Source organism: Streptomyces sp. NPDC001700, assembly GCF_053596435.1.
Genome location: NZ_JBSFGE010000026.1, coordinates 105943 through 124146, shown reverse-complemented (window position 1 = coordinate 124146; position 18204 = coordinate 105943). Strand labels below are relative to the sequence as shown.

Genomic DNA, 18204 nt, shown 5'->3' with positions numbered 1-18204 from the left:
CCGGCACATCTGGTCCAAGCTCTCCGCCAAGGAGAGGACGACCTCGCTCAACCCCCGGGGGGGTGGGGCTGTGTCCCCGTGCCCCAGGCCCCGGGTGGGGCTGCGTCGCTGGGGCCCTGGCGGGGCTGTGCTCCGGGCCCCGGTGGGGCTGCACTGGGTTCGGGGCGGGATGCGCCACCCCCAGCCCCTCCGGCGATTGAGGAGCGGGGGTGTGGGGGCGGAGCCCCCGGGTTGAGGAAGGCGCGGGGTGACACTTGGGGATTCACTCTCTAGGGTGCCTGAATATGGATATGCACACTGTGGTGGTGGGAACGTCCGGGACGCGCGCCGAGGACGTTGTCGCCGTGGCGCGGGGCGGGGCTCGGGTTGAGCTGGCGGAGGAGGCGGTCGCGGCCGTCGCCGCCGCGCGGCGGGTGATTGATGACCTGGCGGCCAAGCCCGAGCCCGTGTACGGCGTCTCCACCGGTTTCGGCGCGCTCGCCGTGCGCCACATCAGCCCCGACCTCCGCGCCCAGCTGCAGCGCAACATCGTGCGGTCGCACGCGGCCGGGATGGGGCCGCGGGTGGAGCGCGAGGTGGTGCGGGGGCTGATGTTCCTGCGGCTCAAGACGCTCGCGTCGGGCCATACCGGGGTGCGGCCCGTGGTCGTGGAGACGATGGCGGCGCTGCTCAACGCGGGGATCACGCCCGTCGTGCACGAATACGGCTCCCTCGGCTGCTCCGGCGACCTCGCGCCGCTGTCCCACTGCGCGCTCGCGCTGATGGGGGAGGGCGAGGCCGAGGGCCCGGACGGGGAGGTGCGGCCCGCCGCGGAGCTGCTGGCCGCGCATGGGATCGAGCCGGTCGAGCTGCGGGAGAAAGAGGGGCTCGCGCTGCTCAATGGGACGGACGGGATGCTCGGCATGCTGCTCATGGCGTGCGCCGACCTGGCCCGGCTTTACACCGTCGCCGATGTGACCGCCGCGCTGTCGCTGGAGGCGCTGCTCGGTACGGACCGGGTGCTCGCGCCCGAGCTGCACGCCATCCGCCCGCACCCCGGGCAGGCGGCCAGCGCGGACAACATGCTGCGGGTGCTGGACGGTTCCGGGCTCACCGGGCACCACCAGGACGACGCGCCGCGCGTCCAGGACGCGTACTCGATCCGCTGCGCCCCGCAGGTCGCGGGCGCGGGCCGGGACACGCTCGCGCACGCCCGGCTGGTGGCGGACCGGGAGCTGGCGTCCGCCGTGGACAATCCGGTGGTGCTGCCGGACGGCCGGGTCGAGTCGAACGGCAACTTCCACGGCGCGCCCGTCGCGTACGTCCTGGACTTCCTCGCCGTCGCGGCGGCCGACCTCGCCTCGATCGCGGAGCGCCGTACCGACCGGCTGCTGGACAAGAACCGCTCGCACGGGCTGCCGCCCTTCCTGGCGGGCGACCCGGGCGTGGACTCGGGGCTGATGATCGCGCAGTACACCCAGGCGGCGCTGGTGAGCGAGCTGAAGCGGCTCGCGGTGCCCGCCTCGGTGGACTCGATCCCGTCCTCCGCGATGCAGGAGGACCACGTCTCCATGGGCTGGTCCGCGGCGCGCAAGCTGCGCACGGTGGTGGACAACCTGACCCGGGTGCTCGCGATCGAACTGGTCGCGGCGGCCCGCGCGGTGGAGCTGCGGGAGGGCCTGGTGCCCGCGCCCGCGACCCGGGCGGTGCTGGCGGCGGTGCGCGCGGCGGGCGTCGAGGGCCCGGGCGGGGACCGCTACCTGGCGCCGGACCTGGCGGCCGCCGAGGCGTTCGTACGGTCCGGGAAGCTGGCCGAGGCGGTCGAGTCGGTGACCGGGCCGCTGGCCTGACGGAGCGCGCTCAAATAAATCGCGCTCAAATAAGTCGGGACGCCTCCGCGCGCGTACGGCGCGCGGAGGCGGTCACCAGCGTGACCCCGAGCCCCAGGAAGGCCGTGCCTCCGGCGAGGTACGGGGTGACGTCCACGCTGCCGGTGTCGGCGAGGTTTTCGTCCGGGACGGCCTCGGTGCGGGGCTGGGATTGCTCGATGCGGCTATCGGAGGACGGACGGCCGCCGTCGCTCTCGACCGTCGCATTGGCCGAGGGGACGAACCACAGGGCGCAGAGCAGCGAACCGGCCGCGGCGGCGGTCAGCAGCGGTCGGCGTGCGGACACTACGGCATCCCCCTTGAGGCAGCGGCGAATTGACTCCGTGTCCCCGATGGTAGTGACTCAATGGGGTGAGGCGGTAGCGAACCGGGGCGGAGGCCCCCTCCGCACCATATGACTAATCCTTGCCTGTCACGGTTTGTCCGGATTCACGGCGCTGCGTCATAAGCTGGACCAGCGTCTTTGCTAAGTGGCCTCGCGCACAGTTTTACTGGGCGTGGAACCGACCAAAAGGTACAGGCGTTCTTCCTGGATAGGTCTTGCTGGATAGGTCTTGGGTTTCTGGGGTCCAGTCGTAAATGGAGATACGTGTGATGACGTACGGCAAGCGCCGTAGGGGGCTGGTGGCCGCGGCCGCCGTGCTCAGCGGCGTACTGACTCTCGCCGCCTGTGGCGGGGACGGCGACAGCAGCGACAGCAAGGGCGGTGGCAAGGGGCAGTCGCAGGTGGACGAGGCGGCCGCCAAGGACGCCTCCGACGCCCAAATCAAGATCACACCGAAGACTGGTGCGACGGATGCGGGCATCAACCGCGACACCAAGGTCAGCGTCAGCGGAGGCAAGCTCACCTCGGTGACCATGACCTCCAAGGCCGACGGCTCAGAGGTGGCCGGATCCATATCGTCTGACGGGACCTCCTGGAAGCCGGACGGGCAGCTGGAGCGGTCCACCCAGTACAAGATCAGCGCGTCCGCCAAGGACTCCGACGGCCGCAAGGCCACGGAGCACTCCTCCTTCACCACGGTCTCCCCGTCCAACAGCTTCATCGGCAACTTCACGCCGGAGGACGGCTCGACGGTCGGCGTGGGCATGCCGGTGTCGATCAACTTCGACAAGGCGGTGACCAACAAGAAGGACGTCCAGTCCCACATCAAGGTCACCTCCAGCAGCGGCCAGGAGGTCGTCGGCCACTGGTTCAGCGGCCAGCGGCTGGACCTGCGTCCGAAGGAGTACTGGAAGGCCAACTCCACCGTCACCCTGAAGCTCGACCTGGACGGCGTCGAGGCGTCGTCGGGTGTGAAGGGCGTCCAGGAGAAGACCGTCACGTTCAAGGTCGGCCACTCCCAGGTCAGCACGGTCGACGCCAAGGCCAAGACCATGAAGGTCGTGCGCGACGGCAAGCTGATCAAGACGATCCCGATCTCGGCCGGAAGCCCCGACAACACCACCTACAACGGTCAGATGGTGATCTCCGAGAAGTTCAAGGAGACCCGGATGAACGGTGCGACGGTCGGCTTCACGGACGACGACGGCAAGGGCGAGTACGACATCAAGGACGTGCCGCACGCCATGCGGCTGTCCACCTCGGGCACCTTCATCCACGGCAACTACTGGGGTGCCAAGTCGATCTTCGGCAGCCAGAACACCAGCCACGGCTGTGTGGGCCTGGCGGACACCAAGGGCGCCAACGACCCGAACACGCAGGGCGCCTGGTTCTACGACAACTCCCAGATCGGTGACATCGTTGTGGTGAAGAACTCCAACGACCAGACCGTGAAGCCGGACAACGGCCTCAACGGCTGGAACATGGACTGGAGCCAGTGGGTGGCGGGCAGCGCGACCGGCGCCTGACGCCGCGTCCGAACCTGCGCCGCCGGGCGGCGGTCGGCCCCGAGGGGGTCGGCCGCCGCCCGGCGTTTTCTGGCCTGCTGGTTCTCCTACTGGTTCCCCGTCATCATCCGGTGCCGCAGCCGCCGCAGGTCCTTGAGGCGCACGTACCGCACCTTGCAGTGGTCCTCGTACGGATCGCCGTCCGCGCAGGTCAGATAGCGCAGCGGCTGCATCGGCAGCCAGGTCATCCCGAGCAGCCACCGGTGGACCAGCCGCCAGAACCCCGGCCGCCCGGCGTCGGTCTCCCGCACCACGCGCATCCGCAGCATCCACTTGCCGAGCGAGGCCCGGAAGATCCAGGCGCCCAGCACCTGGTTGATGATCGACAGCCCGAATACGCAGGCCACGGCCAGGAACAGGGGCTCGACCTCGACCTTGAGCTTCGGGAGGACGTCCATGCCGAGGGGGACGCCGCCGCCCAGGGCGAGGACGCAGTCCACCGCCGCCGCGAACATGCGCCGCTCGTCACCGGCGGGCTCCGGGACCTGTACCGGCTGCGGAGGAGGCGTGCCGGGCTGGCCGTACGGCTGTGCGTAGGGGTTGGGCGGAGGGGAGTGCGGATAGGGCTGTTGCTGCCCCCGTGGATCAATCATGATCGAAATCTTGCCAAAGCCGCCGAGTGGCGCTCCCGCCGCACCGGAGGAGAATTGAGCGCAGAGGTCCGACCGGGAGGCACCCGATGCCCGAATTCAGCGCGCCCTACCAGCCCGGCACCCCCTGCTGGGTCGATCTGACGGCCTCCGATCAGCAGGCCGCCCTCGACTTCTACACCGGCCTGTTCGGCTGGTCCGGGGAGGTCGGCCCGGCCGAGTTCGGCGGGTACACGGTCTGCACGCTCAAGGACCACCCGGTGGCGGGGGTGATGGCCGCGCAGGCGATGGACGACCAGCCCGCGCCGCCGACCGTCTGGACCACCTACTTCGCCTCCACCGACGCCCAGGCCACCTCGGAGGCGATCAGCCGCAACGGCGGCACCGTGCTGCTGCCCGTCATGGACGTGATGGACCTCGGGAAGATGATGGTGGCGGCCGACCCCACCGGGGCCGTGTTCGGCGTCTGGGAGGCGCGGCAGTTCCCCGGGGCGGGCATCGTCAACGAACCGGGCGCGCTGGTGTGGAACGAGCTGAACACCAGCGACCGCGAGGCGGCGAGCACGTTCTACGCGGAGGCGCTCGGCATCGAAACCACAGCCATGGAGGGCGACGCCGGGGACTACTACGCCCTCAGCGTGAACGGCCGCACGGTCGGCGGGCTCCAGACGCTGCGTGAAGGGGTCCCGTCCGGAACGCCCTCGCACTGGCTGATCTACTTCTCGGTCGACAACGTCGACCGGACGGTGGCGAAGCTGTCGGCGGAGGGCGGGACGGTGCTGAAGCCGCCGTTCGACATGGTCGCCGGGCGGATGGCCCTGGTGCAGGATCCGCAGGGCGCGCCGTTCGCGGTCATCGCCCCGCAGCCGATGCAGTCTTGAGCTTCAGGTCTCTCGAGCGTCAGGTCTTGAGGTTCAGGTCTTGAGGTTCAGGTCTTGAGCTTCAGCAGCCAGTAGCCCCCGGCGGACGCCAGCGCCTCGTACCGCGCCTTGGGGTGCAGCTGCTTCGCGTAGTCCAGCTCCTGCCGCACCGTGCGGTCCGGCGGCTCGGCCAGGGCCAGGTACTGCGGGGTGACGCCCTGCGTGGAGCCGACCCAGAAGACCCGGCAGCGGCTGGTGAGGCGGGCTATCGGGCCGACGTTGGCCTCGACCGTCGCGCCGTCGGGTATCCGGTCCAGCAGCCGCTCCACCGCGCTCACGGTGGGCGGCTTGCGGTAGGTGGTCTCCTCGGTGAGCCCGCCGAGCGGCAGCGCGGTGGTCAGGGCCAGGGCCGCGGCGCAGACCGCGGCGGGTATCTGACGGGCGTAACGGACGAGCCAGTCGCGGCGGCTGGCCTTGATCCGGTCGAGCGCGTCGACCAGGGCCAGGAAGACGACGGGCATCAGCACCGCGCTGTAGTGCCAGTCGGTGCCCCAGTAGTGCTCGTCGTGGGAGACGAAGCGCCAGCCGAGGGTGGGCAGCGCGGCCAACAGCAGCGGGGAGCGCAGCGCGAGCAGCCCGGTGGTCGGCAGCAGCACCCACAGCAGGGTGCGCAGCGCGGTGAGGACGGGGATGGTGGCGTCCGAGCCGCCGCTGCCGACCTTGTCCCAGTAGTCGTACGAACCGGCCCCGTTGAAGCCGGGGATGATGACGCCGAGCGCGAGCGCCGAGACCAGCACGCCGAAGCCCATGAGGGCGACGGCGAGCGGCGCGATGCCCGGCACCCGCTCGCGCAGGGCGCGTATCGCGATGACGACGCCGATCGCGGCGACCGTGGCGCCCATGTCCTCCTTGACGAAGACCAGCGGGGCGGCCCACAGCATCGCCGCGTACCAGCGCCGGAGGATGACGGCTTCGAGGGAGAAGGCGATGAGCGGGACGGCGAAGCAGATCTCGTGGAAGTCGAAGTCCACGGCGCGCTGGAGGCCCCAGGCCAGTCCGTACGCGGCGCCGATCGCGAGCCCCCGGGCCCGGCCGAGCAGCCGGGCGGCGGTCCGGGTGACGGGGACGGCGGAGAGCGCGAACAGGGCGGCCTGCGCGACGAGCAGCGTGACCGGGCTCGGGAAGATCCGGTAGAGCGGCGCGAGCAGGGCGGTGATGGGGCTGAAGTGGTCGCCGAGGATGTTGGCGCCGGGGCCCTTGAGGTCGGCTATCGGGGCCTGGAAGTGCGCGTACGCCCGTATCGCCTGCTCGAAGATGCCCAGGTCCCACGACATGGTGGCCATGCGGCGGTAGCGGCAGACCGACAGGGTCGCGAACGCGGCGAACAGGCCGAGGGCCAGCCAGTACGGGTCCAGCCGTGGCCGGCGCAGCGCCACCGCCCGGGCGCGCAGCCGCTCCCTGCCCGTGGCGGCGGCGGTCGCCCCTTCGGCGGTGGTGCCGGGCGGGGCTGTCGCTGCCGTGTCCATCCAGGGTCCTTGTCATGAGGGGCATGCGGGGCGCGGGGGCGGGGCGGTCCGGTCGAAAAGATACGCGACGGGGGCGGGGCGGTCGCATCTCCGCTGGATCTCGGCCGGACGCTGACCAAGACCGGGGTGAATCGTTGTCCAAGCAGTGGCCTAGGCCGCGCCGACTCCATACCATCGATCAACGCCAGATCGTTTGTCGCGCCGCACGATCTCTGCCGGGAGGCTCAATGATCCGCCGCCGTACTGCGCTCTCCTTCTCCGCCGCGTCCGCCCTGCTGGTCTGCGCCCCCCTCCTCACCGCCTGCGGGGGCACTCCGCGGGCCGGTTCCGCGGCCGTGCTGGACGACGGCCGGATCACCGAGTCGCAGCTCCAGGCCCAGGTGAAGGACGTACGGGACGCGCAGACCGGTTCCCCGAGGGCGGACGAGCTGGTCGCCGCCAGCGGCCAGCTGACCCAGAACACCCTGATCCGCATGATCCAGTTCAAGGTCATCGAGCGGGCCGGACAGGACAACGGCATCGGCGTCAGCCGCCGCGCGGTGCAGCGCGCCCGAGCCGCCGCCGAGCAGCAGTCCGGCGGGGCCGCCGCGCTGCGCGCCGCCTACCTGGAGCAGGGCATCGCCCCGGACCAGATCGACGACGCGGTCCGCATGGAGCTGACCCGTACCGCGCTGCTGCGCAAGCTCGGCGTCGCCAAGGTCAACGCGGTCTTCACTCGCACCTCCAAGGACCTCGCCATCAAGGTCAACCCGCGCTACGGCAACTGGGACGACACCAAGGGCACCGCGGTCCTCGCCAAGGAGGCCTGGCTGCGCACCTCCACGGCCGACCGGCAACCGGCGTAGGTTACGTTTCAAGGGTGACCACGCCTGACTCCGCCGCCTCCGCCTCCGGCCTCGCCACCGGCCGTGTCGTCCTCCTCACCACCAGCCACCGGGTGGCGCCCGGGCTGCTCTCCTGGCCCGCCTGGCAGGCGCTGCGCGGGGCGGACCGGGTGCTGTGCGGGGACGATCACCATCCGCAGCTGCCGTATCTGCGCGAGGCGGGCATCGAGGTCGAGCACACGGTCCCGGCGGCGCGCGAGCTGGTCGACTACTGCGTCGCGGAGGGCGGCCGCAGCGCCGTCGTGATCACCTCGGCTGACGGCGAGTCCGCGCTGACCGACGGGCTGGCCCGGCTGGCGGGTTCGGGCCGCGAGGCCATGCCGGACCTGGAGCTGCTGCCCGGTTCGTACGACCTGCCGGGCGCCCGGCTGCTCGACCTGGTCCAGGTGATGGACCGGATCCGGGCGGAGTGCCCGTGGAGCGGCGCGCGGACCCACGAGGAGCTGGTCAAGTACGGCATCGAGGAGGCGTACGAACTCGTCGAGGCCATCGAGGAGGGCGACCGGGAGGCGCTGCGCGAGGAGCTGGGCGATGTGCTGCTCCAGGTCGTCTTCCACGCCCGGATCGCGCAGGAGGACGAGGACGAGCCGTTCGCGATCGACGATGTGGCCGGTGGCATCGTGGACAAGCTGATCCGCCGCCATCCGCATGTGTTCGGCGAGGAGGTCGCGGAGACCGCCGAGGACGTCAAGGAGCACTGGCTGCGCACCAAGACGGCCGAGAAGCAGCGCGATTCGGTCACCGAAGGGGTGCCGCTCGGTCAGCCCGCCCTCGCCCTGACCGCCCAGCTCGCCTCCCGCACCCGTACCGCCGGTCTCGCGGTCGCCCTTCCGGACGGCGAGGGCTTCGGCTACGAACTGCTGGCGCTCGCGGTCCGCGCCAAGGAGGCCGGGGTCGAGCCGGAGACGGCGCTGCGCGCGGCGGCCCGCGCCTACCGGGACGCGATCCTGGCGGCGGAGGGCCCGGCCTGAGCGGGACGCGCTGAACGGTGCGTGCTGAACGGTGCGTGCTGAACGGCACGGGGGTTGAGCCCGCGCACCGGGGTACCCGGCCGCCATGGATACGTACGCCATGGACCTCGCCGTGCCCCACGACTTCGTGGTCGGGACGGCACCGCTGATCGTCGGCATCGTGGTGGTCGTGATCCTCATCGCGGCCATCTGGTGGGGCATCCGGCTGCGGGCCCGCGAACCGGTCCCGACCCAGGAGCCGAAGCCCCGGTCCGGCGCCTGGCAGCAGGTGGACGAGAGCGCGCGGGAGGCGCGGCAGGCGGGGCACGGCCCAGGACATCAGGACGATCAGGACCGGGTCGGCTACCAGACGCGGCACCGGGAGCCCGAGGAGCTGGCGCCGGACGGCGTCCGGCGCCGCCCGCACCAGCTGGGCGGCTCCGGCACCAGGGACGCGGGCTCGGGCGGCAGCGGCTGACCGCCGGTCGGGGTGTCCCCGGCTGACGGTCAGCCGCTGACGTCCTACCGCTGGCGTCCCGCCGCGACCACGGCCGACAGCACCTCCGCGTCCAGCAGGGTGGTGTCGCCGAGCCGGGAGGCGGACGCGTAGGAGTTCAGCAGCGCCTTGGTGGTGCGCAGGGCCGCCGCGGAGCGCCGCAGTACGGGCTTGGACCACTCCGTGACGGCGTCGTCCAGCCCGGCTTCGGGGACCACCCGGTGCAGCACGGACAGCTGTTCCGCCCGGACGGCGTCGAAGCTGTCCCCGGTCAGGATCAGTTCGCGGATCCTGGCGGCGCCCACCTCGTGCAGCAGCCGCGGCAGTGAACCGCCCCAGGCGGCCGGGAGGCCGAGGGCGAGTTCGGGCAGCCGGAAGCGGCTGTCGAACGCGCCGACGCGCAGATCGCAGAAGAGGGCGAGGGCCAGGCCCGCCCCGATGACCTGTCCGTGCAGCCGGGCGATGGTGACGGCGGGTGTGGTGGCGAGGGCGTCGCATACTCTGCGTGCCTTGCCGCCGATGGTCCGCAGCCCTGATCCGGTGGGGTCGTGGTTAAGTTGTCCGCTGAATTCGTGGCGGTCTCCGCCCCGGCAGAAATCGGGTCCGGCGCCCGAGAGCACCAACACCCGTATGTCCGGCCGGTTGTGCACTTCATCCAGCACCGCGAGGAGATCGTCGAGAATCTCCTCGCTGATCGCGTTACCGGATTCCGGAGTGTTGAGTTCCACTCGGAGTTCGGGCCCATCACCGCTGACGTGCAGGGTTTTGACGTCGTCGAACATGCCTGTCCTCTCAGCGCTCGGTCACATGCAGCGCGGTGAGCCGCCGGAAGGCGACCCGCGGCTCCCAAACGGGAGGCGCGCTGACGCGGAGGGTCGGAAAACGCCTGACGAGGGACTTCAGCAGAACGGTGGCCTCCAGCCGGGCCAGGGCCGCTCCGATGCAGTAGTGGATTCCGCCGCCGAAACCGAGATGACTTCCCGTGCGCAGGACGTCGAAGGTGTCGGGATCGGTGTGCTGCGCCGGGTCGTGGTTGGCGGCGCCCAGCATCACGTGGACCACCTCGTCCCTCGATATGCGATAGCCGCCGAGAATGGTGTCCTCGGTGGCGACCCGGGTGGTCAGATGGATCGGCGAGTCGTAGCGGAGCACTTCCTCGACGGCCTGCGGCACCTGCTCGGGATGGGACCGCAGCCAGGCCGCGGTGCCGGGGTGCTGATCGAGCAGCCACACCATGTTGGAGAGCAGCGTGGAGGTGGTCTCCATCGAGGCGATGACGATGAACATCACCAGGTGGTAGAGGGTTTCGTCGGCGACCGAGCGGTCCGGTTCGATCTCGTTCCAGGTGCGGATCCAGTCCGAGATGACGTCGTCCCCGGGGTTCCGCCGACGCTCCCGGATGACCTCGGTGAAGTAGTCGCGCAGGCCCTCGGCGGCCTGGTTCGCCTGGGCGAGCTGACTCTTGGAGGGCAAGAGTTCCTGGGCGAGTCCCTGACCGTGGGTCAGGGACTTGAGGAGGTCGTGATCCGACTCCGGGAGGCCTAGCCAGTGGCTGATTGTCGCCGCTGGCATTTCCTCGCCGACCATGGTAGCGAAATCCGCTTCCTTGGTGGTGCGCAGCTGCTCGCCGAGCCGGTCGAGCAGTGCGTCGGCGATGCGCGTGACCGGTCTTTCGAGGGAATCGAGGGTGAATCGGTCGAATATATTGCCCAGGGACCGCCGCTGCAGGGTGTGCACCGGCGGATTCAGCCCTTGCAGGGTTTTACTGAGCTGCTGAGACGCGGGCGCGTTCCAACGATTCACATCGCCCTGGCGCGCCCGCCATTCAGCGTCGAAGGTCGCCCATTTCTTGCTGCGCAGTACCTGGTCGCAGACATCATGGGAGAGGAGTAGAAAGCCGCCCCAGGGCGCGGGCACAACATCTCCCATCGCCCTGAGTTCCGCGTAGATCGGATAGGGGTTTGATTGCCCTCGCGATGAGCGAAGGCGGGACATGAGTGAAACTACGGATCGTCGGTCGACAATGCTGCCGGCAGCGACAGATTCCACCATGACTCCTTCAAGTCCAATACCCCGGGCATGCTTATCTCTTTTCGCGTGAATTACCGAGAGTGACGTATGGATCACGCGAATTCGCGATAGGTTCTACCCCCGTGATTGAACATTCATTCACGGTGCAAACGGTTTGGACTGTGGACAACGTCACACCTTCCACCAGGCCAGGAAGGAGCTCCACCAGCTACCCTTCTCCGGCTTTTCCTGGGCGTGGCGTCGAGGCGCTGTCGAAGGAGTGGCCGACGGTGCGGTCGGGGCGGTCTGCCGCTGCCCGGACGGGGGTGCGGCGATCCGCCGGGGCTGCACCGGGGCGAAGCGGGCGGGCAGCTCGGCCAGCGCCCGGTGGAACGGGCCGGGACGCCAGGCCAGGCTGGAGAGCGGGACCGCCAGCTCGATGTCGGGAAGCGTGTTGAGCAGCTTCTCGATGGCCGCCACGGCGATGAGCTGAGCGGGGTCCTTGGCCGGGCAGGCGTGCGGTCCCGCGCTCCACGCGAGATGGGCCCGCTTGCTCAGGACCTGGCGGGACGAGGAGAGTTTGGGATCCGTATTTGCCGCCGCGAAGCTGATGAGAACCAAATCGCCCGCAGAAAGCCGAGCGTTACCGAATTCGGTGTCCTGCACGGGATAGTGCGGGGCGTAGTTCGCCATCGGGGCCAGGTTCCAGAGGGCGTCATCGATGGCGTCCTCCACCAGCAGTCCGCCGCCCGAGTACCGCTCGTCGGACAGCATGAGGTAGAGGCCGTTGGAGATGAGGTTCCGCTGGGGTTCCGTACCGGCCGAGATGAGCATCACGAGCTGATGAATCATCTCCTCGTCGCTCAGCTTCGCGCCGTGCTGCATCAGCCGCGAGGTGACATCGTTTCCCGGCTGCCGCCGCTTGAGTGCGACCAGCTCCAGCAGGCCCTGGGTCAGCTCCTCGTTGGCCTTTTCCGCGTCGACTCCGCCGTCGAAAATCCCGGAGGTGCCGAAGACCAGTCGGTCACCGATTTCCGGCGGGCAGCCGAGAAGCTCGTTGAAGACCAGGAGCGGCAGCATCTTGGAGTATTCGTTGAGCAGATCGGCCGTGCCCCGGGAGCTGAATTGGGCGATGAGGTAGGCGGCGACCTGCTCGACATGGCGGCTCAGCCAGTGCGGGTCCACGCCCGCGAGGCTGTCCGTCACCGCCTGGCGCAGCCGCAGATGCTCCGCCCCATCGGTGAACAGACAGTTCGGGCGATATCCCAGCATGGGCACAACCGGACTGTTCTGCGGCACTTTGCCTTCGTTGAAATCACGCCATCGGCGGGCATCCTTGGCGAAGGCATCCGGGTTCTGCAGCACCTGGAGGGCCGCCGAGTAGTCCGTGACGAGCATGGCCGGCACGCCGGGGGACAGCTCGACCGGTGCGATCGGCCCGTACGACCGCAGGTGCGTGTAGAAGGCTTCCGGGTCGGCCGCGAACTCGGGTCCGTGCAGCGGCACCCGCTCACCGCCGCCGCGATGGGCAGGGCAACCCGGCGGCGGACCCGGGAAGTCCGATTGTGTCTCCATTACGTGCTCCTAGCGGGTACGTTCCTGCAGGTAACGAACAAGCGCCATCAGCGCGTTGGCCGATGACTTCTCGTCACGTGCGTCACAGGTGACGACAGGTGTCTCGGGCAGCAGATCCAGCGCCTCGCGCAGTTCCTCATCGGGGCGGGCCGGTGTGCCGTCGAAGTGGTTGACGGAAATCGCGTAGGGAAGTCCGTACTGCTCGACCAGGTCGATCACCGGGAAGGATTCCTTGAGGCGTTCCGGATCGACCAGGATCAGCGCTCCGAGCGCGCCCTTTGTCATGTCCTCCCACACCTGGACGAAGCGCTCCTGTCCGGGTGTGCCGAAGAGATAGAGGACCAGCCGTTCGCTGAGCGTGAGGCGGCCGAAGTCCATGGCCACGGTGGTCGTGGTCTTGCCCCGGGTGCCCATCAGATCGTCGACGTGCGCACCGGCCTGCGTCATCCGTTCCTCGGTGCGCAGCGGGGGTATTTCCGACATGGTGCCGATGAACGTCGTCTTTCCGACCGCGAAGTGCCCCACGACCAGGATCTTGGCCGCGATCTGCACCGCGTCGTCCAGATAGACGTCCTCATCCGAAGCGGGCCTGGAGACCATCCAGTACCTCCTGAAGGAGCGAAACGTCGACGAGCTGGGCGGGAGGCGCGGGGGCGCGCGTGACGAGATAGCCGTCCGACGACAGGTCGGACAGCAGGACCTTGACGATGCCGATCGGCAGCCCCATGTGGCCCGCGATCTCGGCGACCGAGAGATAGCCCCCTGAACACAGGTCCAGCAGGCTCCGCTTCTCCGGGTCGAGCGTCGGGGCACGTCTCTGTTCGGAGGCGGTGACCAGGGTGATCAGGTTGAACTGGTCGCTGTCCGGGAGCCCGCGGCCGTTGGTGATGACGTACGGTCGCACTAATCCGGCGGACTCGGGCTCCTGCTCCTCCGGCGCGGTCATGCCTGAACGCCCGATTCGCGGGGTGGTGTGGTCAGCGCCTTGCCGAGCTGACCGACGAGCTGCTGCATACGGAAGGTGATGTCGGCCATGTCGACGTCGGGCGCCGAGGAGACCGCCAGGTACGCGCCCTCGCCCGCCGATATGAGGAAGACCCAGCCGCCGTCGAACTCGACCAGCGTCTGCCGCCAGTTCATCTGAGGGTCGCCGCAGAAGCCGGCCATCGTGCGGCTCAGCGACTGGATGCCGCTCATCGCGGCGGCGACGGTGTCGGCCTCGTCCTTCCTGACCTCTTGAGATCGGGCCATCAGCAGACCGTCGGCGGAAACCAGGATCGCGTGACGTGCCCCGGGTACTTCCAGGGCGCTGTCAAGCATCCATGACAGGTCGTTGTTCACTGAGGATCATGCCCTTCCCTGTTCGGGTTTGCGGAGCGACCGGACTGTGTGCCGCGCTGGAAGGCGCCCATGATCGAAGCGGTTTGCTCGCTCGTCCGGGCGGGGGCGTTCGCCGCGTCCGAGCGCGGCACGATGGAGATGGAGCCCTTGCGGCGGCGTTTGGGCAATCCGCCCGCGGTGGATTCGTCGCTCTCCTCGGGGGCCCCGGCCGCCGGTTCCGTACGGGGTGCGGGCTGTTCTTCCGGCTCGGGCATGTTGGTCAGAAGGTCCTCGGGAAGAAGCACAACCGCGCGCACACCACCGTAGGGAGAGGCCGAATCGACGGAGACGGTGAACCCGTAGCGGGAAGCGAGCACGCCGATCACGGCAAAGCCGAACTGCGGCGGATTGCCCAGGCCCGTGACACCCGCCGCGCGCGTGGCGGAGAGGAGTTCGTCGGCCCGGTTCTTCTCTTCCTCGTTCATACCGACGCCGGCGTCGTCGATGATGATGCAGACGCCCTTGGGGACGGTGCGGATGGTGATGTCGATCGGGGAATCCGGGGCGGAGTAGCTGGTCGCGTTGTCCAGCAGCTCGGCCAGCGCCAGCGCGACCGGTTCGACGGCCCGGCTGACCAGAGCGAAGTTGCTCTGGGAGCGGATCTCGACGCGCGTGTAGTGGCGGATGCGGCCCTTGGCGCTGCGTACCACGTCGTAGACGGAGGCGACGGCCCGCTGACGGCCCAGCCAGCCGTCGCACAGAACGGCGATCGACTGCGCACGGCGGCCGAACTGCGAGTTCATGTGGTCGATCTCCAGCAGGTCCTGGAGAATGTGGTGCTCGCCGTAGCGGTCCTGCAGCTTCGTGATCGCCAGCTGCTGCTCGTTGGCGAGACCCTGAAGCGTCCGCATAGCGGACTTCAGTGCGCTCTTGGTGGCTTCCTCGGAGCGTATCTGAGCATCCTGAACCGCTGCCGCGTAGTTGTTTTCGAGATCGGCGGTTCGGTTTTCAAGTTCCGCCTTCTCGGTACTGAGCTTCGCTCTCGCTTTTCGCCCGCGGATAATGGCGGTTGCGGCGAGAGGCGTGCCAGCGATCAGGGCCCAGAGCGCAGGATCCTGTATGTAATGCGTCATAAGACTCTCTTTAAACGACTAGACCGCCAGGGACTGAAGGGTGGGTGCGTGAGAAGAATCCGGGTGTTATGGAGAAGCGGCGGTAAGTCAGCTCCCGTACGGCACCCGAGGGAACGGGGCGCACCGCACTGGCCCTGCCGTGGGCTGCGCACAGGCAGGGGTGCGCCGGCACGGCTCCATATGCCCAACTGGCGGCATAGTGCTCCTCAGAGTGGTAACCCTCTCGGCTGATTTACCGGATCGCCGTGTGTCTTACGGGCCCTTGGCTCGCCTGGCAAGCGCGGTGATCGTATCACCAGAGGCAGGTGGCCCCGTGCATGTGCCGGAGTCTCATTCAACCACCTGACACTGTTTCAGCCACCCCCGCATTTTGCCTCATTGGGCGACGTCAGCGCATGTGCCGGAGGTCTGGGCGGAGCCTGTCGCGGGCCGCTGTGGGCGATGGTCGCAGCCATCAGATTTCGGGCAATCGCCGCGCGCTGTGAGCGCATCGTGGAGGGTGTGTGGAGATGGTCGTCGAATTGCTTCGACATTAATTGGCTTTACTTGCGCGTTATGGATTTACTTCCGATAAGTGGCGTATCGGAATCCATGAGCGCCGGCCGGTATCGTCGGGGCGTGTCAGACCAGCCTTGTCCTGCCCCCGCTCCCACCCTCTTCACCTGGGAGTTCGCCACCGATCCCTACCCCGCGTACGCCTGGCTACGCGAGCACGCCCCGGTGCATCGGACCACGCTCCCCAGCGGGGTCGAGGCCTGGCTCGTGACCCGGTACGCCGACGCCCGGCAGACACTGGCCGACGCCCGGCTGTCGAAGAACCCCCAGCGCCACAGTGAGTCCGCTCACGCCCGCGGCAAAGTGGGCATCCCGGGCGAGCAGCGCGCGGATCTGACGACACATCTGCTCAATATCGATCCTCCGGACCACACCCGGCTGCGGCGGCTGGTATCCAAGGCGTTCACCCCGCGCCGCGTCGCCGCGTTCGCCCCGCGGGTGCGCGAGCTGACCGACGACCTCATCGACGCCTTCGCGGACCGGGGGGAGGCCGACCTCATCCATGAGTTCGCCTTCCCTCTCCCCATCTACGCGATCTGCGATCTGCTCGGCGTCCCGCGCGAGGACCAGGACGACTTCCGGGACTGGGCCGCCACGATGATCCGGCACGGCGGCGGCCCGCGCGGCGGAGTGGCCCGCGCGGTGAAGCGGATCCGCGCGTATCTGGCCGAGTTGATCCACCGGAAGCGCGCCGCGCTCGGCGACGACCTCATCTCCGATCTGATCCGGGCCAGCGACCACGGCGACCACCTCACCGAGAACGAGGCCGCGGCGATGGCCTTCATCCTCTTGTTCGCCGGGTTCGAGACGACCGTCAATCTCATCGGCAACGGCCTCTACGCGCTGCTGCGCAACCCCGGACAGCGCGCCCGGCTGCAACGGTCCCTAGAAGAGGGGGACGAGGAACTGCTCGCGACCGGCGTCGAGGAACTGCTGCGCTACGACGGCCCGGTGGAGATGGCCACCTGGCGGTTCGCCACCGAGCCGGTCACCATCGGCGGGCAGCACATCGCCGAGGGGGAACCGGTGCTGGTGGTGCTCGCCGCCGCCGACCGCGACCCCGAGCGCTTTCCCGGCCCGGACACCCTCGACCTCGCCCGCACCGACAACCAGCACCTCGGCTACGGCCACGGCATCCACTACTGCCTGGGCGCCCCGCTGGCCCGACTGGAGGCCCAGACCGCCCTCGCCACCCTGCTGCGCCGCATCCCCGACCTCCGGCTCGGGGCGGAGCCGGAGGAACTGCGCTGGCGCGGCGGGCTCATCATGCGCGGGCTGCGCACCCTCCCGGTGACCTGGGGAAAGTGACTGCCGGTCAGCCGCGTGACCATGGCGTGACCTGGGATACACCGGCTTGTGATGATCGTGTGACGTCGCTATGTTCAACCGACAAACCAGCCCCCACACGAGAGGCGATTCGCATGCTTTCCGGGAACGGACGTCACCGCCGCCCCCGCCAGGCTCCGGCCATCGTCGTCGCGGCGGGGGTGACCGGTGCGAGCATCGCCATCCCGCTCTTCGGAGCGACCGGCGCCCAGGCCGCCCCCGCCTCCACCTGGGACCGGGTCGCCGAGTGCGAGAGCGCCGGGATGTGGAGCGCCAACGAGGGCAACGGCTTCTACGGCGGTCTTCAGCTGACCCTCGACATGTGGAAGAAGTACGGAGGCACGAGCTACGCCCCGCGCCCCGACCTCGCCAGCCGCTCCCAGCAGATATCCGTCGCCGAGTCGATCCTCGGCGACCGTGGCCCCGACGCGTGGCCCAGCTGCGCGCTGAACGCCGGGCTGAGCCACGGCGGCGACGCCCCGGACGTGAACCCGGGCAGTACGGCACCCCCGCCCCGGCAGGACGCCCAGCGCGGCGACTCGGACGGCTCGGGCGACTCGGACGGCTCGGGCGGGCGGGGCGGCGACTCGTCCCGTACGACCCCCGACGCGACGGATACGCCCCGCGCGTCGCACACCCCCGGCGCGCCGGACGGGTCCGACGGGCGGGAGCGGCCGGACCGTTCCGCCTCCGCCTCGCCCGACGAGTCCGACGGGCCGGACGGCGACGCGCCCTCCCCGTCCCCCTCCTCCAGCACCGCCGACCCCTCGCCGACCCCCTCCTCCACCGAGGGCGGCTCCGAGGGCTCTTCGGGGAAGCACCGGGGCGAACGGGACCGGGATGAGCGGCCGAGCGGCCATGCCTCGCGTGGCGGTACGGACCGGGACAAAAACCCCTCGGATGGCGGCTACACGGTGCGTCCGGGTGACAATCTTTCAGCAATCGCCGAAAAGCAGGAGTTGGGCGGCGACTGGCGTCGGCTCTACGCGTCCAACGAAAAGGCCATCGGAACCGACCCGGATCTCATTGTCCCTGGTCAGCGACTTGACCTCACCATCAGGGGCCAGTAGTTCGGGGGGATTTGCCCGATCTGGATCCGGTGAGACATACCTCTCGTCACATTTCCCGGGGCGTCCGTCCTGTCCGGTCTCTCCGCACCCGGCCCCACCTGCGCTGATGTGGGCCGAGTGAGATCGATAACGTCCCTCTTCGCTGCGATAA

At 69.3% G+C, this 18204-nt stretch carries 18 protein-coding genes; 8 read left to right on the top strand and 10 right to left on the bottom strand.

Going from position 1 to position 18204, the window contains the following annotated elements; translation table 11 throughout:
- Window positions 1–284 precede the first annotated feature (284 nt).
- On the top strand, window positions 285–1829 hold the full coding sequence (gene hutH / locus ACWC5C_RS34580; RefSeq protein WP_450882009.1) for a histidine ammonia-lyase: 1545 nt from the start codon (window positions 285–287) through the stop codon (window positions 1827–1829).
- Between the two features lie 25 nt (window positions 1830–1854).
- On the opposite strand, the gene ACWC5C_RS34575 is transcribed toward hutH, so the two are convergent.
- Window positions 1855–2154, bottom strand: a complete 300-nt coding sequence (locus tag ACWC5C_RS34575) for a hypothetical protein (protein WP_450882007.1) — start codon at window positions 2152–2154, stop codon at window positions 1855–1857.
- 308 nt (window positions 2155–2462) lie between these two features.
- Here ACWC5C_RS34575 and ACWC5C_RS34570 point away from each other — a divergent pair, with 308 nt between their 5' ends.
- Window positions 2463–3719, top strand: coding sequence for a L,D-transpeptidase (locus tag ACWC5C_RS34570; RefSeq protein ID WP_450882005.1), 1257 nt, complete (start codon window positions 2463–2465; stop codon window positions 3717–3719).
- Window positions 3720–3805: 86 nt separating this feature from the next.
- Here ACWC5C_RS34570 and ACWC5C_RS34565 read toward each other — a convergent pair whose 3' ends face one another.
- Entirely contained in the window at window positions 3806–4351 is a 546-nt protein-coding gene (locus ACWC5C_RS34565; protein WP_450882004.1) for an RDD family protein, read from the bottom strand.
- 86 nt (window positions 4352–4437) lie between these two features.
- On the opposite strand from ACWC5C_RS34565, the gene ACWC5C_RS34560 reads away from it, so the two are divergent.
- Window positions 4438–5229, top strand: a complete 792-nt coding sequence (locus ACWC5C_RS34560) for a VOC family protein (RefSeq protein WP_450882002.1) — start codon at window positions 4438–4440, stop codon at window positions 5227–5229.
- A gap of 47 nt (window positions 5230–5276) precedes the next feature.
- On the opposite strand, the gene ACWC5C_RS34555 is transcribed toward ACWC5C_RS34560, so the two are convergent.
- A complete protein-coding gene (locus ACWC5C_RS34555; protein WP_450882000.1) occupies window positions 5277–6734 on the bottom strand; it encodes a DUF2079 domain-containing protein in 1458 nt (485 codons plus the stop codon).
- Window positions 6735–6961: 227 nt separating this feature from the next.
- On the opposite strand from ACWC5C_RS34555, the gene ACWC5C_RS34550 reads away from it, so the two are divergent.
- The 3 genes from ACWC5C_RS34550 (at window position 6962) to ACWC5C_RS34540 (ending at window position 9046) form a co-directional block, all read left to right on the top strand.
- Window positions 6962–7579 carry a SurA N-terminal domain-containing protein gene (locus ACWC5C_RS34550; RefSeq protein ID WP_450881996.1) on the top strand — a complete coding sequence of 206 codons (618 nt, stop codon included), beginning with the start codon at window positions 6962–6964 and terminating at the stop codon, window positions 7577–7579.
- 14 nt (window positions 7580–7593) lie between these two features.
- Entirely contained in the window at window positions 7594–8589 is a 996-nt protein-coding gene (locus ACWC5C_RS34545; RefSeq protein ID WP_450881994.1) for a nucleoside triphosphate pyrophosphohydrolase, read from the top strand.
- Between the two features lie 85 nt (window positions 8590–8674).
- Window positions 8675–9046, top strand: coding sequence for a DUF6479 family protein (locus ACWC5C_RS34540; protein WP_450881992.1), 372 nt, complete (start codon window positions 8675–8677; stop codon window positions 9044–9046).
- A gap of 44 nt (window positions 9047–9090) precedes the next feature.
- Here the strand turns inward: ACWC5C_RS34540 and ACWC5C_RS34535 are convergent, their stop codons facing one another.
- The 7 genes from ACWC5C_RS34535 to ACWC5C_RS34505 all read right to left on the bottom strand — a co-directional run bounded on the left by ACWC5C_RS34535 (window position 9091) and on the right by ACWC5C_RS34505 (window position 15102).
- Window positions 9091–9846: an enoyl-CoA hydratase/isomerase family protein gene (locus ACWC5C_RS34535; protein WP_450881990.1), complete on the bottom strand. Its 756-nt coding sequence runs from the start codon at window positions 9844–9846 to the stop codon at window positions 9091–9093.
- 10 nt (window positions 9847–9856) lie between these two features.
- Window positions 9857–11116 carry a cytochrome P450 gene (locus ACWC5C_RS34530; protein WP_450881988.1) on the bottom strand — a complete coding sequence of 420 codons (1260 nt, stop codon included), beginning with the start codon at window positions 11114–11116 and terminating at the stop codon, window positions 9857–9859.
- A gap of 150 nt (window positions 11117–11266) precedes the next feature.
- Window positions 11267–12649: a cytochrome P450 gene (locus tag ACWC5C_RS34525; protein ID WP_450881986.1), complete on the bottom strand. Its 1383-nt coding sequence runs from the start codon at window positions 12647–12649 to the stop codon at window positions 11267–11269.
- 9 nt (window positions 12650–12658) lie between these two features.
- Complete coding sequence (locus ACWC5C_RS34520; protein WP_385446898.1) at window positions 12659–13249, bottom strand: GTP-binding protein; 591 nt, start codon at window positions 13247–13249, stop codon at window positions 12659–12661.
- On the bottom strand, window positions 13224–13595 hold the full coding sequence (locus ACWC5C_RS34515) for a DUF742 domain-containing protein (RefSeq protein WP_385446899.1): 372 nt from the start codon (window positions 13593–13595) through the stop codon (window positions 13224–13226). The genes ACWC5C_RS34520 and ACWC5C_RS34515 overlap by 26 nt, the downstream gene beginning before the upstream one ends.
- A complete protein-coding gene (locus ACWC5C_RS34510; protein ID WP_450881983.1) occupies window positions 13592–13990 on the bottom strand; it encodes a roadblock/LC7 domain-containing protein in 399 nt (132 codons plus the stop codon). The genes ACWC5C_RS34515 and ACWC5C_RS34510 overlap by 4 nt, the downstream gene beginning before the upstream one ends.
- Complete coding sequence (locus ACWC5C_RS34505; RefSeq protein ID WP_385446900.1) at window positions 13987–15102, bottom strand: ATP-binding protein; 1116 nt, start codon at window positions 15100–15102, stop codon at window positions 13987–13989. Before ACWC5C_RS34505 ends, ACWC5C_RS34510 begins: the two co-directional genes overlap by 4 nt.
- Window positions 15103–15693: 591 nt before the next feature.
- On the opposite strand from ACWC5C_RS34505, the gene ACWC5C_RS34500 reads away from it, so the two are divergent.
- On the top strand, window positions 15694–16965 hold the full coding sequence (locus tag ACWC5C_RS34500; protein ID WP_450881981.1) for a cytochrome P450 family protein: 1272 nt from the start codon (window positions 15694–15696) through the stop codon (window positions 16963–16965).
- Window positions 16966–17078: 113 nt separating this feature from the next.
- On the top strand, window positions 17079–18053 hold the full coding sequence (locus tag ACWC5C_RS34495; RefSeq protein ID WP_450881979.1) for a transglycosylase family protein: 975 nt from the start codon (window positions 17079–17081) through the stop codon (window positions 18051–18053).
- Window positions 18054–18204 lie beyond the last annotated feature (151 nt).

Coding starts and splice junctions, on each gene's coding strand:
- hutH (WP_450882009.1), top strand. CDS start 285: ATGGATATGCACACTGTGGTGGTGGGAACGTCCGGGACGCGCGCCGAG.
- ACWC5C_RS34570 (WP_450882005.1), top strand. CDS start 2,463: ATGACGTACGGCAAGCGCCGTAGGGGGCTGGTGGCCGCGGCCGCCGTG.
- ACWC5C_RS34565 (WP_450882004.1), bottom strand. CDS start 4,351: ATGATTGATCCACGGGGGCAGCAACAGCCCTATCCGCACTCCCCTCCG.
- ACWC5C_RS34560 (WP_450882002.1), top strand. CDS start 4,438: ATGCCCGAATTCAGCGCGCCCTACCAGCCCGGCACCCCCTGCTGGGTC.
- ACWC5C_RS34555 (WP_450882000.1), bottom strand. CDS start 6,734: ATGGACACGGCAGCGACAGCCCCGCCCGGCACCACCGCCGAAGGGGCG.
- ACWC5C_RS34550 (WP_450881996.1), top strand. CDS start 6,962: ATGATCCGCCGCCGTACTGCGCTCTCCTTCTCCGCCGCGTCCGCCCTG.
- ACWC5C_RS34540 (WP_450881992.1), top strand. CDS start 8,675: ATGGATACGTACGCCATGGACCTCGCCGTGCCCCACGACTTCGTGGTC.
- ACWC5C_RS34535 (WP_450881990.1), bottom strand. CDS start 9,846: ATGTTCGACGACGTCAAAACCCTGCACGTCAGCGGTGATGGGCCCGAA.
- ACWC5C_RS34530 (WP_450881988.1), bottom strand. CDS start 11,116: ATGGTGGAATCTGTCGCTGCCGGCAGCATTGTCGACCGACGATCCGTA.
- ACWC5C_RS34525 (WP_450881986.1), bottom strand. CDS start 12,649: ATGGAGACACAATCGGACTTCCCGGGTCCGCCGCCGGGTTGCCCTGCC.
- ACWC5C_RS34520 (WP_385446898.1), bottom strand. CDS start 13,249: ATGGTCTCCAGGCCCGCTTCGGATGAGGACGTCTATCTGGACGACGCG.
- ACWC5C_RS34515 (WP_385446899.1), bottom strand. CDS start 13,595: ATGACCGCGCCGGAGGAGCAGGAGCCCGAGTCCGCCGGATTAGTGCGA.
- ACWC5C_RS34505 (WP_385446900.1), bottom strand. CDS start 15,102: ATGACGCATTACATACAGGATCCTGCGCTCTGGGCCCTGATCGCTGGC.
- ACWC5C_RS34500 (WP_450881981.1), top strand. CDS start 15,694: ATGAGCGCCGGCCGGTATCGTCGGGGCGTGTCAGACCAGCCTTGTCCT.
- ACWC5C_RS34495 (WP_450881979.1), top strand. CDS start 17,079: ATGCTTTCCGGGAACGGACGTCACCGCCGCCCCCGCCAGGCTCCGGCC.